A 15498-nucleotide genomic window follows, 5' to 3' on the forward strand; every position below is an offset into this window, starting at 1 on the left:
TTAGAATCTTATCAGCTTTATTTTAACTACTTTCGCGCAAATTTTACAGGAAATAGTGAGCAATCTCACGTTTTTTTGTGTAGGCTAACTTGCAATAATAGAGGCTAATCACGATGATTGATCCTTAAGCGTTAAAAAAGTCTACTTTAGTCTAACGTCCGTTAATAACAAGTTAAAACGAGGAAGACCTTGAAGCCATTACCAACCCTATCTTTGTTATGTGCCAGTCTTTTTTCTTGCGCCGCATTTAGCGCCGATGTGACACCCGATGTCATCATGAAATTCGAATCCCTCAATAAACCTGTCCTGTCGGCAAAAGGCAATGCTTTCGCCGTAGAGGTAAGCCCTGATAGAGGCGATAGCCATGGCTTGGTGAAACGTCTCGATGCAGACACTAGCTTTAGCGTGGCAGGTGCCAGCAAACCTATTATCAGCCACGATGGTCGCTTCGCCGCTTTCACCTTGGCGCCTAGTCTACTTGAGCAGGAAAAAGCCACGCCCAAGGCGCGCAAAAAAATGAAGTCAGGCGTTGTCTTAGTCGACACTCAAACGGGTAAAGAGACTCGCTATGACAAGGTAAAGCAGTTTGCCTTTAATGAAGCGGGGAGTCATTTGGCCATCTGGTATGAGGCGGGTGAAGAGGCCGATAACGACGCGGATGATGACGGGCAAAGTAACGATAAGAACAGTAAGCCTAAGGCGTCTGAGGCAGAGAAGCCACCAAAGGTCGACAAGTTTGATGAAGGGCGGACCTTAGAGCTGGTCAACCTAAAGACCGGCAGCAGTGAAAAGTTAGCCCATGTTACGGCTTACTATTTTGACAAAGTGGGTCATTCCTTGGTGGTTGCGCAAAATGATGCGGCCAACAATCTGCACAGGGTTCAGCGCCTGGACCTCAATAGCGGCGACTTGCAGGTGGTCTCGGGATATGTGGATCAGCAGATCGGCGCTGTGTCGGTCAGTGAAGATGGTAAATACATCGCCTACACCTATGGCAAGGCAGCTGATGCGCCTTGGGGGCGTGAATATCACCTAGCCTTGTATCAGACGGCAGATGAGACGTTGCACCAGGTGGCTAACCCCAAGGAGTGGACCTTAAATCGTTACAGCGAGCTGACCTTCTCAGACGACAGTAAGCGACTCTTTTTCGGCCGTGTGCCTGAGGTGAGCCAGCAGCTTGAGTTGCCTAAGGTGACCAAGAGTGAAGATCTTTATGACAACCAAGTGATCACCGGACAGCGTGAGCTGAGGGTTTGGCATGGTGATGACCCGCGCATTAAGCCTAACGAGGTAAAACAGTACAAGAAGGAGCTTAAACGCACCTATTTGGCTGTGCTGCATCTGGGCTCCAAGCAAGTGGTGCAACTGGCCGATCAGACGGTGCCTGATATCGAGTTAGGTCAACAGCAGCGCTTCGTGCTAGCCAGCACTGATGTGCCATATCTAAAGATGATCACTTGGGCGGGTTTCTACCGCGATTACTATTTGGTGGATCTCAATACGGGACGCAAGCAGGCGTTCTTGATCCAGCAACCTGTAGGTCAAAAGCCATCGCTATCACCTAACGAGCGATTCGTCGCCTATTACCAGCAGGGTAATATTTTCCTTTATCAGATCGCCCAGGATAGTCGGGTTAAACTGACTAAAGACTTTAAGACGCCATTTGCTGACGAAGACCATGACTACCCTTCGGCAGCACCAGGTTATGGTCTAGGGCCTTGGCTTGAAGATGGTTCGGCGTTTCTTGCCTATGATAAGTACGATATCTGGCAGTTCAATACCGACTCTTTCGATGCGTTTCGCATAACCGCAGCCAAGGGACGTAAGGCGCAGATCCAGTATCGTGTCACAGGTCTGCTAGAAAGAGAGGACAAGCCGGATCTGCTTAAGGAAAACCAAACCTTGCTGCTTCACGGCTACAACGAGCGCACCAAGGGTGATGGGTTCTATGAAGCCAAAGTAGGTGTCTCTGGCGTTAAGCCTTTGATGGAAGGCGATTACAAGCTTAAGTTGTTGGCACGCGCCGAACAGAGCGATGCCATTCTCTTTTCCAAAGAGCGTTATGATCTCTACCCAGATCTTTACGCCAGTAAGCTGTTGAGTCCGCAGCAGGCAAAGCGTCAGACACGTTTAGACGATCAGAAACGTCAACTTGACTGGGGCAAGGCCGAGTTGGTGCATTGGACTAATGGTGACGGTAAGCCACTCGATGGTGTGTTGATTAAGCCATCTAATTATGTGGCGGGTAAACGCTATCCTGTACTGGTTTATTTCTATCGCTTTATGAGTGACAGGCTGCACGCCTTCCCTGATATGAAGCTTAACCACAGACCTAACTTTGCCTGGTATGCCGATAATGGTTATGCCATCTTCTTGCCCGATATTCGCTTTGAAGTAGGTTACCCTGGCGCCAGCTCAGTGCAGGCCTTGACCTCTGGTGTGCAGAAGTTGATTGATATGGGCATTGCTGATGCCGATGCCGTGGGTATTCAGGGGCACTCATGGGGTGGTTATCAGACAGCCTTTGCCGTCACTCAGACCTCTATCTTCAAGGCGGCAGTTACCGGTGCTCCTGTATCTAACATGACCAGCGCCTACAGTGGTATTCGTCACGGTACAGGTCTGGCACGTCAGTTCCAGTATGAAACGGGTCAGAGCCGTATCGGTGAGAGTCTGTTTAAGGCGCCGCAGAAATATATCGAAAACTCACCCGTTTTCTATGTTGAGCGCATTAAGACACCTATGATGATCATGTTTGGTGATAAAGATGATGCAGTGCCTTGGGAGCAGGGCGTTGAGCTGTACCTAGCGATGCGCCGCGCGGGTAAGGATGTGGTGTTCCTGCAGTACCAGGATGAACCTCATCATCTGAAGAAGTACCCAAACAAGCTCGACTATAGCCTGCGTATGATGCAATACTTTGAGCATTATTTGAAAGGCAAGCCAGCGCCTAAATGGCTCTCTGAAGGAGAGGCCTATCAGGAGTATAAGAAGGCGGGTTAACCTCTTCTCGATACATCAAGCCGGGCAAGTGCCCGGCTTTTTTGTGCGAAGAAATGGTTGGTTTGGTCAGGAGATAGCGAATTTATGGAGAAGCATATGACAGGAGAGGATCGTCGAGGGGCCAGTGTAAAAGTGCCGCCACCGTTAATTTTTCTGGTTGCCATGGGGGCTGGTTACGCCTTGGAGCGGATCTGTCCACTAGCGCTAACACCTCATCCGGTTGGCCAGGTCGGCGGCGGGCTAATCTTGCTGGCTACTTGCTTGGTGTTATTACATATCATGTTGATCTTTAAGCGGCGTCAGACGGCAATCGAGCCGTGGAAGCCCACGAAACACATCATCACCTCTGGCTATTACGCTTATAGCCGCAACCCCATCTATGTGGCTTTTTGTGGCTTTCCTGTGGGGCTGGGGATCATGCTGGGATCCCCCTGGTTATTGCTCAGCACCTTGCCTGCCTGCGCGGCAGTCGATTGGCTGGCTATTCGTCGTGAAGAGGCTTATCTGTTGGCTAAATTTCCCAAGGAGTATGGTGCGTATCAACAGAAGGTGAGGCGCTGGTTATAACAGCGCCATTTCGAGGTGTAGTGGTCAGCCGCCGATGGGAGAGTTGAGATATTGCTGGTAAGTATCTTGTCCCCAGGCGATTAGCTTATTATTTTTAAACAGCAGCGGCGTACATTCATCTCGGGTGGTTTCACCATCAGATTTGCTGTGGTGGGTACGATAGAACAGCACCTGTAGTGTGTCGTTGTTACTGCTTTTTGCCTCGGAAAAGTCAGCCTTACCCAAGAGGGTTTTTATCTGCTCTATGGGTTGACCGATAGATAACTCAGTGAGTTTTGCATTGTTGTAGGCTTGCCTGTCCTCCCAATCCATATCATCGGGTGTTGGCTCATAAACCAGCACCACGACGGCGACAAAGGCAAGATAGGCCGCAAAGATAGTGCCTATGATCACTGGGACTTTAGATTTCATATTTCGTAGAGATCCTTCCATGTAGCGTGCGCATCTGCAGTGAATAATCCACCGCAACATATTGGTTACAATATAAAGCAGATGAAAAACGTATGGTAGTACCGTTTTCGCTTGTGATGGCCTGAAAGCCAAGAAATAAGTAACCGAATGTTTACGCCTGAGTCGGTTGTTCTGCCCTGAAATTCGCCAGGCGGGTGTTTAGGGGGATATCGGTTTGCAGTTGCACCAGCTTGTAGCTAAGCCTGGCCATTGGCCTGCCGGCTTCGAGTTTCTTAGCCTGTTTGGCGCCAATCTTATCGAGAGAGGCATACACATTGGCCAAAGTTCGAAAGGTTTTGAGTAGTTCACAGGCTGATTTGGGGCCTATTCCGGGTATGCCGGGGATCTTATTGCCGCTATCGCCAGCCATGGCAAGATAATCGATGAACTGACTACGATCGACGCCCAATTGCTGCTCGCGATCTTCGATAGTGATCTGTCGCTGGTTAAAGTAGTCCCATAGGCTAATGCCAGGGCCAAGCAACTGGGTGAAGCCTTTATCGGTAGAGATGATCAGCGCTTCCCCCTTAGCTTTAACCGTCTTACTGGCCAGGGTTGCGATCACATCATCGGCTTCGGCATTGGCATCGATGGAGTGAAATCCTCGCTGCGCCAGATGCTCTTTTAGATTAGGTAGGGCATCGCTTAAAGCCGTGGGCATCGGCTTGCGGCCTTTCTTATAATCTTGATATAGCTGTTTACGCCAGGAGATGGCATCGCCGTCCCATACGAGGGCTACATGTGTGGGTTGATGTTTGGCCATGAGTTTACGACAGGCAGATGTCACGCGCTCTGGTAGTCCATTGACATCATTTTCATCGGGCTGGGCGGCGTGTATGCGCCGCACCAGGTTGAGTCCATCTATGATTAAAAATCGATTCATCGTCTATCTAGCGTTAAGTTAAGTGGCGATCCGGTAGCAGGGCACATATTCGCTGCCGGGCAGCTTCATACGTTGCTGACTGACGAAAGCCTGTAACAGGGTGTCCATCAATCTCATTAACTCTTTGTCGCCTCTGAGCTCGAAGGGGCCTAAACGCTCTATCTCTCTCATGGTATCCATCTTGACGTTACCCGCGACTATACCAGAAAAAGCACGTCTCAGGTTGGCGGCCAGCTCAGCCTTGTTGTGCTGAAAGTAGAGATTGAGATTGCCCATGATCTCATGATCCGGGGTAAAGGGCAGCTGAAATTCAGGTTCTATCTTGAGTGACCAGTTGTATTGATAGGAATCGCCAGTATCTCTACGGTGTTGCTTAATCACAGTCATACCATGGCTCATGATCCGCGCAACGCGTACAGGATCGTCGATAACGATTTCATACTTGTTTTGTGCCTCTTCGCCCAGGGTCGCGCCAATAAACTCATCTATCTTAATAAAGTATTCGGCGCTGTCTCTCGGGCCTGTGAGCACCAAGGGGAATGGAATGTTGGCGTTCTCTTTGCAAAGTAAGATCCCCAGCAGATAGAGTAGCTCCTCCGCGGTACCCGCGCCGCCGGGGAAGATCACTATGCCATGACCTAAGCGCACGAATGCCTCGAGGCGCTTTTCGATATCTGGCAATATCACCAGCTCATTGACGATCTGATTGGGAGGCTCGGCGGCAATAATGCTGGGCTCAGTCAAACCGATATAACGCGCAGTGCGTACCCGTTGTTTGGCATGACCAATGGTGGCGCCTTTCATCGGCCCCTCCATGGCGCCGGGTCCACAGCCGGTGCAGATATCCATGCTGCGTAGTCCCAACTCATAACCCACTTCGCGGGTGTATTGATACTCTGTTGAGTTGATACTGTGCCCCCCCCAACAAACCACTATGTTAGGCTCTTGGCGAGGAATAACCTGAGCGTTACGCAAGATATCGAACACCACATTGGTGATATGGTTAGAGTTGGTTAAATTGATATTTTTGAGGTTGTCGTAGCGATCGCTGATATAGACGATATCCCTCAGCACGGCAAAAAGATGTTCTTGAATGCCTGCAATGATATTGCCATCGACAAAGGCTGCTTCGGGCGGGTTAACCAGTTCAATTTTGATGCCGCGTTCACGTCGCAGTACATTGATATTAAAATTGCGGTACTGCTCAAATAAACTGCAAGCGTCATCGCTCTCTAATCCAGAGGCGAGCACTGCCAAAGAGCAGTTGCGAAAGAGTTGGTAGAGTTCACTACTGGCATTTTGCTTGAGGCGATCGACTTCCAACTGGGAAAGTTGATCCATGCTGCCTCTGGGACTGATATTGACGATCATGGCGACTCCTTAGCAGTAGACGCAAGCCATGACACCGGGGGAGGGATGAAATACCCAGGTTGCCCTGGGTTAGGCGTCAATAATCACTCTGTCTCTGCTTTCATGTTTGGCCTTGTAGAGTGCTGCGTCGGCGCGTTCGAAGGTTTCGCTTATCTGTTCATTTTCAAGAATTTGTGCAGCACCTATTGATACTGTAACTGTAATTCTCTGATTTTTAAACTTAAAAGGAATATTTTTTACTTTCTCACGTACGCGGTTCAACAGGTGCTCAATATCGCTGGCCGAGACGTCAGGGATAAGTAGCACAAACTCTTCGCCGCCATAGCGAGCCACAAACTCAGATTCACGCAGCGAGTTCTTTAGCGCCATGGCAATCACCTGCAGCGTCTTATCGCCAGTGCTGTGACCAAAGTTATCATTGATCGATTTGAAGTGATCTATGTCTGCCACGGCGACCCAGAGTGGATGACGATGGCGCTGGTAGTTGCGGAACTCCTGTTCCATACGCTCTTCCAGCGCCGCACGATTGGGCAGCTGGGTCAGGGTATCGAGCAGATTGAGCTTTTGTTGTTCAAACAGGCGCTCTTTGTAGGCGTTGGCTTCTTTACTCAGCTCGTTAAGCTCATCGCGCATGGTTTCCATCGACTTGCGCAGCATCGCCTGTTCACGTTGTTCGAGCGCTTCTTTGCGCCCTAGCGCGGTGCGAATCGAGGCGAGCTGTTCGGTGACCTGTAACTTGAGTTGGCCGAGATCATCAATGTCGATAATGGCATCACCAACGTTATCGACGCGCGAATTGATCTCGCGGTTGAGCTGCTTCTTGAGCTGATAGCTGCGCTGGTTGCTGTTATAGGAGTCGTTGACCACCTCACGCACCGCGGAGAGGGCATCATTGAGCGCGTAGAGAAATTCCTGTGAGGCACTTTTTTCTAGGGCGATATTTTCCAGCAGCAGTGAGAGTATGGTCTGGTAGGCATCTATTAGCCCATCAACATCAATCTCGGCGGCCAGATAATCTTTGATCACTAACACCTGATCGCGCTGATCTTTACGAAACTCGATCTCTGAGATCATCTGCGCCAACTCATGAGCCTGCTGTCTGTGCTTGGGTAGTACGACTAACTTATCGCCCTGGTTGAGCTGCTCATTCATGATGGCTTCGAAAAAGCCAACCAGCCGCTCTACTTTGGGGAAATAATCCCAATAGGTATGAAATGGTTTACTGAGATCTTGCTTATAATAGGCGAGCTCTTTTTTCAGTTTTTCCGGTACGGAGTCGACACGCTGTAGCTGACGAATCACCTTAGAGAGACTGGTCCGCCCCTCTTCGAGCTGACTTATTACATGGTGGTATTGCTGCTTGAGAAGTTGCTCCACCTCGAGCAGATCGGGTAATGCTTCATCGATATGTTCGATAGTGCTCAGGTTGTGGCGTAGCTTGGCCAGCTTGTTGTCGAGTTCAATGCTTTGACCCTTACAGGCTAGGCTAAGGTGACCAATAAATTGCAATAGTGAGTTTTGGCTTTGGGCTTTTTGTTCTGTGAGTTCAGCTAATGCAGATTTGGCAGAATGAAGTTTCTGCTGAAGGAGTGATACCTTGGAAAGGCTTGTCATCGCGTCTTTCATTCTAGACCTTGTAAATAAGCTTCAGCGTAGGTTGAAAGTTGAAACTTCTATTTGGTAATGCGCTTAGAAGTCGCCGAATTATTTTACCATTGGCTAATAGAGACCTGTATGACTTCAATGGTATCCGATCCAATAGGTTATGCAAATAAACGTTAGAGGGTATGTGACCCACGCAGGATAGTTTCGTTAAATTATATCTACAGCTCATTATTTGCTCCCTGCCATTTGGGCCATTGGATGAGGGCCTTGTTCTCGTTGCTTTCGACCTTAACCAAGCCTCGGCCAATTCCTTTTTCCAAGTGTAAGTATAGCGGGTTAGACAAAATTGCAGCAGGAGCAAAATTAAGTGGCGTAATGGTGACATAACAATCTTTGTGTTTACCTAGACTCATTGCGCCTGCGACCAGCATCTGTAGTACGTTAAAATAGGTCTCAGGTGTCACTTTTATGTCGGGATTGCTTAGTAAAGGCACCTTGATAACGCCCAGGCTGAAATGAACGGATTGCATCTGAGGCTGTTCATCCAATACTGTTCGCATCTGTTCCAGCAAGGCCTCTGGTGACTTGAACTGTTTGAGGCTGATCAGCAGATGACCAGGGCGGATTAAGAAGCTTTCCCCGTCTAAGTTGCGATTCAGGGTATCCATTAACCTTGCCGTGGTCTCCAAGTAGATGTCGCTGCCTAGAGTGAGATCTTGTTTATAGCCGCCATCGAGAGAGATAAGAGCTAACTGCACCGTTTCCGTACTGTGGGCAAAATGTTCGATAAAGCCGTTATAACCGGGCAGCTGAGTCATTGGCTCCTGCTTCACTTTTTGCTTCAGTGTGGCCAACTCCTGTTTCAGTTTGGCTTTGCCGCGCCATTGGTTGAAGCCCACCAGCGCCAGTAGCAAACTGATGATAAAGATGAGGCTCGCTGCTAGTCTGGATTGATGGTTCTGCTTCTCTTGCGCTTTAGCTTCTGATTGCAGTTGGTTCAACTGCAACTTGAGTTTCTGCTCTGCCAGCACGCTAGGGTTATAGTCGGAAGGCGGGGCGCTGTTTGTGACGAGTTCTTGGCTGAGCGTGCTTAACTGATCCAGAGCATCGAGGGCTTTTTCGATATCGCCAAGCTCCTTTAGGGCGCGCGTTTTATACTGTAATGCCTCGAACATCTGTTCGGGGAGTTGCTTTTCTCGCGCCAACACGAAAGCTTTGGCTGCATAGGCATTAACCATGCTCCAATCACCTAATTTAGTGGCGACTTGGGCGATCAGCAGATCGTTATAGATAAGGTAATGATTGCTCTTTTTTTGTAAGAAGAGGCCGTTGGCCTTGAGCAGGTTAGTCAGCGCTCTTTTAGGCTCATTATTGTTAAAGTAGGCCTCGCCTAAGTTGTGCAAGTTCAGCGCTTGGGCGGTGAGGTTGCCGCGTCTGACATCTATCTGTTGAGCGTTGAGGTAATAATCGATCGCCTGGTTCCACAGTTGCTGCTCACCATAGACCATAGCGATCACCGTCATGGCGCTGGAGAGGAAGTTGTCTTTACCTATCAAAGTAAATCCATCTGCGGCTTTATGAGCATAGGTGAGGGCTTCGTCCCAAGACTTAAGATCTCTGTATACCCTTGCTAAGCGCAGCGATAAGATGGCATTTAAGAAGGGTTTGTCTAAACCTTCGGCTAGACGAATCGCCTCAGTATAATGCTGTAGTGCCTTGGCATATTGCTCCTCGCTGTTGTAATAGCGGCCGAGTGTCGCCTCAGCCTTGGCAATCAAATAATCGTCTCTTAGTTGGTAAGCGAGTTCACGGTATTGATTCAAGTGAGTGAGAGCCGCGCTTTTTTGCAGAGTAATACGATAAACGTCTCCCAATTGGTATTGAATACTGTGTAATAACAGTTGAGTGGGGAGATCTTCGCTCTGCTTTAACTGCTCTAAAGCCTGTTGATAGTAGATGATTGCTTGCTGATAATCTTGCTTGTCTCGACCGGCCTTTCTGCCCTCTAGCATTAATAGGTAGGCCTTGTCGTATGCGGTATCGGCGATGCTCCTTAGTTGGGTCATGATGCGCTGCGCCTGCTCTAGCGCATTGTCTGCGCCGATGCCTGGCTCCAGATAGACTCGTGCAAGCCATTGCAGTTGTTGCTCTAACTCTTCTGGGCTGTAGCCTTGGGCCTCTGCCAGTCGGTTAAACTCTATCTCATTGGTAAAATCAATCGGGAAGGAGAGGCTGGCACTGATCTCTTGATAAAATTCAGCTGCCGATTCTTTAAATTTGACCTCTTTGCTGATCAATTGGCTGAAGGCCGCGTTGGCCGTGGCTGAGTAGCAAAAAAACAACACAAGGCTATAGAGAAAAATGCGCATTTTGTAGCATCACCGAGCCGCAGGCGGGCATATTATGTTTTTAGAATTCTGTCCGCAGTGGCGGGGTAAATCGGGTTATACTGACGAACTTCACATAACAACTATGATAACAGAAGGAAGCCAGAGTGAAACTAGCTGTACCCTTGATTTTGATTTTTAGTCCTTTTTTCCTATCTCAAGCCCACGCAGATGTTAATTATAAGATCGATCTGACAACACCAGACCATCACCTGGCCAAGGTGGAAGTTGCGTTTCCTGCCTCTAACGCTAAACAGCTTAAGATCAATCTCCCTGTATGGCGCACCGGCAAATATCAGGTATTACCATTAGCCGATGCCATTCGTCACTTTAAGGCTGAGGATGATTCAGGTAAGGCGCTCGAGTGGCAGCGCACCGCGAGCGGCGAATGGCAGGTTAGTCTCGTTGAGCCCTCTCAGGTTAAGGTTTCTTACCAAGTCTATGCCAACACACTGGGTCAACGTGTGACGCATATCGATAGCAGCCATGCCTATTTAGATGCCAGCGGGGTGTTTGTCTACAGCCCTGAATTTCGCGACCAGCAGGTTAAGGTGTCGCTAGAGGTGCCTGAACAATGGCGTAGCTACTCAGGTATGGACGCAATCGGCCCACATAGCTTTAGCGCTGACAATTATGATGTGTTGGTGGATTCCCCCATTGAGACTGGGATTAACCAACATAGACGTTTTTCAGCTGATGGCCGCGACTATGAGTTAGTCGTTTGGGGAGAGGGCAACTATGACATCGACAAGATGGTTGAGGATCTCACTAGGCTCAGCGGACAGGCAAAAGCAATTTGGGATGGTTATCCTTTTGAGCGATATGTATACATGGTACATGCAACGAGCGGGGCAAGCGGCGCGACAGAGCACCTTAATTCAACCGTTATCCAGCGTCCGCGCTTTAGTTTTCGTGAGCGCAAAGATTACTTAGGTTTTATCAAGACCGCCTCCCATGAATTTATTCATACCTGGAATGTGAAGGCTTATCGTCCTCAGGGATTGGTACCCTATGATTATCAGGATGAGGGGATCACCGAGCTGCTGTGGATTGCCGAAGGCTCGACCAGCTATTTTCAGAGTCAGTTGCTCCTGCGTGCAGGCGTTATCACGCCGAAAGAATTTTTAGAGGATCTGGCCAAACGCATCGGCCGTAACGAACAGACTCCTGGGCGCGAGGTGCAAGCGATTGCCGAGGCGAGTGCCGGTCAGTGGGTGAGTGGTGGGGGAGATTATGCCCGAAATCACAGCAGCAATATCTATTCAGAGGGGTATTTGACCTCATTGGCGCTGGACTTCAGTCTACTGAGCGAGACTCAACTAAAGGCATCTTACCGGGATCTACATGCTAAGTTGTACCAAGAGTACAGGCTACCGGCCGGTTACCGCGTTGCCGATGTGCAGCAACTGCTCGCTGACTTGTCCGGCAAAGATTATGCTGACTGGTGGCAGCGCCATGTCAATCAGCCCCTGGCGCTAGATTTTGACGCCTTGTTGGCAAAGGCGGGTCTGCAGCGAGACTATGGCAAAGAGAATAAGGCGATTGCCGATGCTGGCATGGAGATCGCCGGCAGCTTGCGCCTGAGTCATGTGAGGCGTGAAGGCCCGGCTTGGCGTGCTGGCATAGTGGCGGGCGATGAGCTGGTGGCGATTAATGGCCTTAAGGTGACGGCCAAGGGATTTGAGGCGCGTATTAAAGACTTTAAGCCGGGCGACACTATCCGAGTGACCCTGTTTAGCAATGACACCCTGAAAGAAGTTTCCTTAACCTTAGGCCAGCAGCCGAGTGAGAAGCTAAAACTGACCAGTGTAGATAAGCCTAACCGTCAACAAAAAGCCTTCTTCAAGGCTTGGCTTGGCATTGACTGGCCCTTTGATGCGTCGGGCAAGTTGCAAGATTAAGTCGGCGCGAATAATAAAAAACCACCCATTCGGGTGGTTTTTTATTGCCTTACTGTGAAAAGCAAAGCTTGATATGACTGGCTTACAGACTATCTTCCAGGCCGCCAAGCACTTCAACTAGCGAGTTCATCAAGGCGATCAGTTCGCTGCCCATCAGGGCAAAGTCGGCATCGAGACGGGCGAGCGGGTCTTCGTTACCCACTTCGTCATTGTGAGCCCTAAACTCTTCGGAGAACTTAAGGCGTTTGATGCCAGCATCTGATTGCAGCACGAAGGCGATAGACTGACCGAAATGCAGCGCCAGTTTGTGAACCTGTTTGCCTACCTCGATATGTGCAAGCACCTCGTTTTCGGTCAGGTCTTGTTGCTTAAAGCGCACTATGCCGCCTTCATCAGAATCAGACTTGAGCTCGGCTTCATCTTGCATCTCAAAAGGGGCTGGCGTGCTGTTGCTCTTGAGCCACTCGGTCATCTGGGTCTCGATAGGCGTCTTGAAGCTCATAGGGATCACAGGTAGCGAACCTAAGGCTTTACGCAGCAGAGCCAGCAGTTCTTCTGCCTTAGTGGCGCTGGATGAGTCGACTAAGATCATCTCGATTTCAGGCAGGATCAGCGCGTGGATCTGGCTACGACGAGAGAAGGCGCGCGGCAGCAGGGTAGTGGTGATCTCATCCTTAAGGGCGTCTTTCTCTTTCTTAGCCAGTTTGCGGCTTTCTTCGGCTTCGATCTGCGCTACTTTTTCATCTAAGGCTTCTTTGATCACCTGTGATGGCAGGATCTTTTCCTCTTTCGTGGCACAGATAAGATGTCTGTTTTCGGCGCTGTGTACTAAGGTGTGGCCGAGTTTGCCCAGTGCCTTTGAAAAGCCAAATTTGCTGATGTCCTGGCTGGAACAGGGAGAAAAGGTAAAGTCTTCCAGGGACTTCTCTAGCGCTTCGGTATCGACAGAGAAAGGTTTATTAAAACGATATACAGTAAGATTCTTAAACCACATGATAGGCGCTCAATCAAAAATAAAGCCGCAGTGTAAGCCATTGCGCCGCGCGGGTAAACCGCTAACATTTTTCGCCAAAATGTCACAAAAAACGCCCAGGTGACATAATTCATTAAACTGTAATATTTCTAATCCTTGCTCTGAAGTGCCCATGGTTACTGGGGTTGCCGCTAGCGGGCCTCGTTGACTTCTATTCAATTACTCAGTCGCTAAATACTTGAAATAAAACTGCAACATAAAAATTGCAAACTTTCGGCCGTCCAAACCAATAACCAAGACGAACAAACGTCGAAAGGATTAAATGATGAACGTTTTTTGTAAAACACTACTCGCTTCTGCGCTAGCTACTGCCACTCTTGCTTCTGCACACGCTGCAGATCCTTTGACTGTTTACGGCAAATTAAACGTAACGGCTCAATCCAACGATGTAGATGGTGATGCAACGACGACTATTCAGAGCAACGCTTCTCGCTTTGGCGTGAAGGGGGCTTTCGAGCTAAGCAGCTCGCTGGAAGCTTTCTACACTGTTGAGTATGAAGTGGACACTGGTGATGACGTTAAGGAAAACTTCAAGGCTCGTAACCAGTTCGTTGGTGTAAAAGGTAACTTCGGTGCTGTTTCTATTGGCCGTAATGACACCATGCTTAAGATTTCACAAGGTAAAGTTGATCAGTTCAACGACCTGTCTGGTGACCTGAAAAACCTGTTCAAGGGTGAAAACCGCATTGAACAAACAGCGACTTACATGACGCCTAATTGGAGTGGTTTCAAGTTAGGTGTGACCTATGCTGCTGAAGGCGCAAGCTCACAGTATGGACAAGACGGTTTCAGTGTTGCCGCAATGTACGGTGATGCCAAGCTGAAAAAGACCCCAGTATTTGCCTCTATTGCCTATGATGCTGACGTTAAAGGTTACGAAGTTGTTCGTGCCACCATTCAAGGTAAGGTTGCAGGCCTGAAGCTTGGCGGTATGTACCAGCAGCAGGAAGAGACTTATAAGAAAGATGGTACTGAGGTTGTCGGTGCAGACAGCAAGACGGGTTACCTGTTTAGCGCATCTTACACAATTGATGCGGCAGTACTAAAAGGTCAGTATCAAGACATGGAAGATAAAGGTGATTCTTGGTCAGTCGGTATTGATTATAAGCTAGGTAAGCCAACTAAAGTGCTGGCATTCTACACTAACCGTGATTTTGAAGGTGACGACACTACCGATAAGTTCTTTGGCGTAGGTCTAGAACACAAGTTCTAAGTTATTGATAAATAATAGTCACTCGCGAGTCGGGTACTTGATAAAGGGAGGCTGATGCCTCCCTTTTTAATGTAAGATTTATGACAAAATTAGCCGTTTTATGACAAACTAGCCCGGCGGTTTCATAATTTTGTAATAAAAAAGACCAATAATGGACACGTGGGAATTCACAGATAGAAGATCGCATATGACTGCTAGGATTTTGATAGTTGAAGATGAGCTAGCCATCCGAGAGATGTTAGCTTTTGTTTTAGAACAACATGGATTCACGACAACTACAGCAGAGGATTTCGACTCGGCATTGGATATGTTGTCAGAGCCCTATCCAGATTTGGTATTGCTTGATTGGATGTTCCCAGGTGGAAGTGGTATCCAGTTAGCGAAGAAGCTACGCCAGGATGAGTTTACCCGTCACATCCCGGTTATCATGCTGACGGCCCGTGGTGAAGAGGAAGATAAGGTCAAAGGGCTCGAGGTGGGCGCCGATGACTATATCACCAAGCCCTTCTCACCTAAGGAGCTGGTGGCACGTATCAAGGCGGTTATGCGCCGTGCTGCGCCGACGGCTCTGGAAGAGCCAATTGACGTACAAGGATTGGTACTCGATCCTGTGAGCCACCGCGTGACGGTAGGTGAGCAGGTGCTTGAGATGGGACCGACCGAATTTAGGTTGCTCCATTTCTTCATGACCCATCCCGAGCGCGTCTATAGCCGCGAGCAGCTGTTGGACAACGTTTGGGGCACCAATGTGTATGTCGAAGACAGAACTGTCGATGTGCATATTCGTCGACTGCGTAAGGCGGTAGAACCGTCGAACCATGATCGCCTAATTCAAACCGTTCGTGGGGCGGGGTATCGTTTTTCGACCCGTCTATAGGGCCTGTATATTTGTGGCTTACTTTATGTTCAGGCTAAACACCTTTAAGCGGTAGTAATGAGAAAAGGTGTTTAGATGACCCTTAGGGGCAGCGGCTATTATCTCTTTTTTTCAGTAATCGCATGATGATATCGAGTAAGGATATTACTCATGTTTAGCCTTGAAAAAACATAATAGCGCGCTGCAGACACATACAGCAAAGGTCAAC

General features: G+C 48.9%; 11 protein-coding genes. 5 read left to right on the top strand and 6 right to left on the bottom strand.

The annotated features are described in order from the left end of the window. Positions 1-189 precede the first annotated feature (189 nt). Together NY07_RS00970 and NY07_RS00975 are read left to right on the top strand one after the other, a co-directional pair. Positions 190-3003, top strand: a complete 2814-nt coding sequence (locus NY07_RS00970; protein WP_033537470.1) for a S9 family peptidase — start codon at positions 190-192, stop codon at positions 3001-3003. A 96-nt stretch (positions 3004-3099) separates the two neighbouring features. Next, entirely contained in the window at positions 3100-3570 is a 471-nt protein-coding gene (locus NY07_RS00975; protein ID WP_235363872.1) for a methyltransferase family protein, read from the top strand. 24 nt (positions 3571-3594) lie between these two features. Here NY07_RS00975 and NY07_RS00980 read toward each other — a convergent pair whose 3' ends face one another. The 5 genes from NY07_RS00980 to NY07_RS01000 all read right to left on the bottom strand — a co-directional run bounded on the left by NY07_RS00980 (position 3595) and on the right by NY07_RS01000 (position 10248). Next, a complete protein-coding gene (locus NY07_RS00980; RefSeq protein ID WP_033537472.1) occupies positions 3595-3981 on the bottom strand; it encodes a DUF3192 domain-containing protein in 387 nt (128 codons plus the stop codon). 151 nt (positions 3982-4132) lie between these two features. After that, a complete protein-coding gene (gene xni / locus NY07_RS00985; protein ID WP_033537473.1) occupies positions 4133-4903 on the bottom strand; it encodes a flap endonuclease Xni in 771 nt (256 codons plus the stop codon). Positions 4904-4921: 18 nt separating this feature from the next. Beyond that, positions 4922-6274 carry a nucleotide 5'-monophosphate nucleosidase PpnN gene (ppnN, locus tag NY07_RS00990; RefSeq protein WP_033537474.1) on the bottom strand — a complete coding sequence of 451 codons (1353 nt, stop codon included), beginning with the start codon at positions 6272-6274 and terminating at the stop codon, positions 4922-4924. A 69-nt stretch (positions 6275-6343) separates the two neighbouring features. Next, on the bottom strand, positions 6344-7900 hold the full coding sequence (locus tag NY07_RS00995) for a GGDEF domain-containing protein (RefSeq protein WP_033537475.1): 1557 nt from the start codon (positions 7898-7900) through the stop codon (positions 6344-6346). 197 nt (positions 7901-8097) lie between these two features. Continuing rightward, on the bottom strand, positions 8098-10248 hold the full coding sequence (locus tag NY07_RS01000; RefSeq protein ID WP_033537476.1) for a tetratricopeptide repeat protein: 2151 nt from the start codon (positions 10246-10248) through the stop codon (positions 8098-8100). A 125-nt stretch (positions 10249-10373) separates the two neighbouring features. Here NY07_RS01000 and NY07_RS01005 point away from each other — a divergent pair, with 125 nt between their 5' ends. After that, positions 10374-12167, top strand: a complete 1794-nt coding sequence (locus tag NY07_RS01005) for a M61 family metallopeptidase (RefSeq protein ID WP_033537477.1) — start codon at positions 10374-10376, stop codon at positions 12165-12167. Positions 12168-12249: 82 nt separating this feature from the next. Here NY07_RS01005 and rdgC read toward each other — a convergent pair whose 3' ends face one another. Next, the gene (gene rdgC / locus NY07_RS01010; RefSeq protein WP_033537478.1) at positions 12250-13161 is read right to left on the bottom strand and encodes a recombination-associated protein RdgC; all 912 of its coding nucleotides are present in this window, start codon (positions 13159-13161) and stop codon (positions 12250-12252) included. A gap of 301 nt (positions 13162-13462) precedes the next feature. On the opposite strand from rdgC, the gene NY07_RS01015 reads away from it, so the two are divergent. Then, complete coding sequence (locus NY07_RS01015) at positions 13463-14413, top strand: porin (protein ID WP_033537479.1); 951 nt, start codon at positions 13463-13465, stop codon at positions 14411-14413. 187 nt (positions 14414-14600) lie between these two features. Continuing rightward, complete coding sequence (gene phoB, locus NY07_RS01020) at positions 14601-15290, top strand: phosphate regulon transcriptional regulator PhoB (RefSeq protein WP_033537480.1); 690 nt, start codon at positions 14601-14603, stop codon at positions 15288-15290. The last annotated feature ends 208 nt before the right edge of the window (positions 15291-15498 follow it).

Origin of the sequence: Shewanella sp. ECSMB14101, assembly GCF_000773485.1 — a bacterium.
In the GTDB taxonomy this organism is placed as follows: Bacteria; Pseudomonadota; Gammaproteobacteria; order Enterobacterales; family Shewanellaceae; genus Shewanella; species Shewanella marisflavi.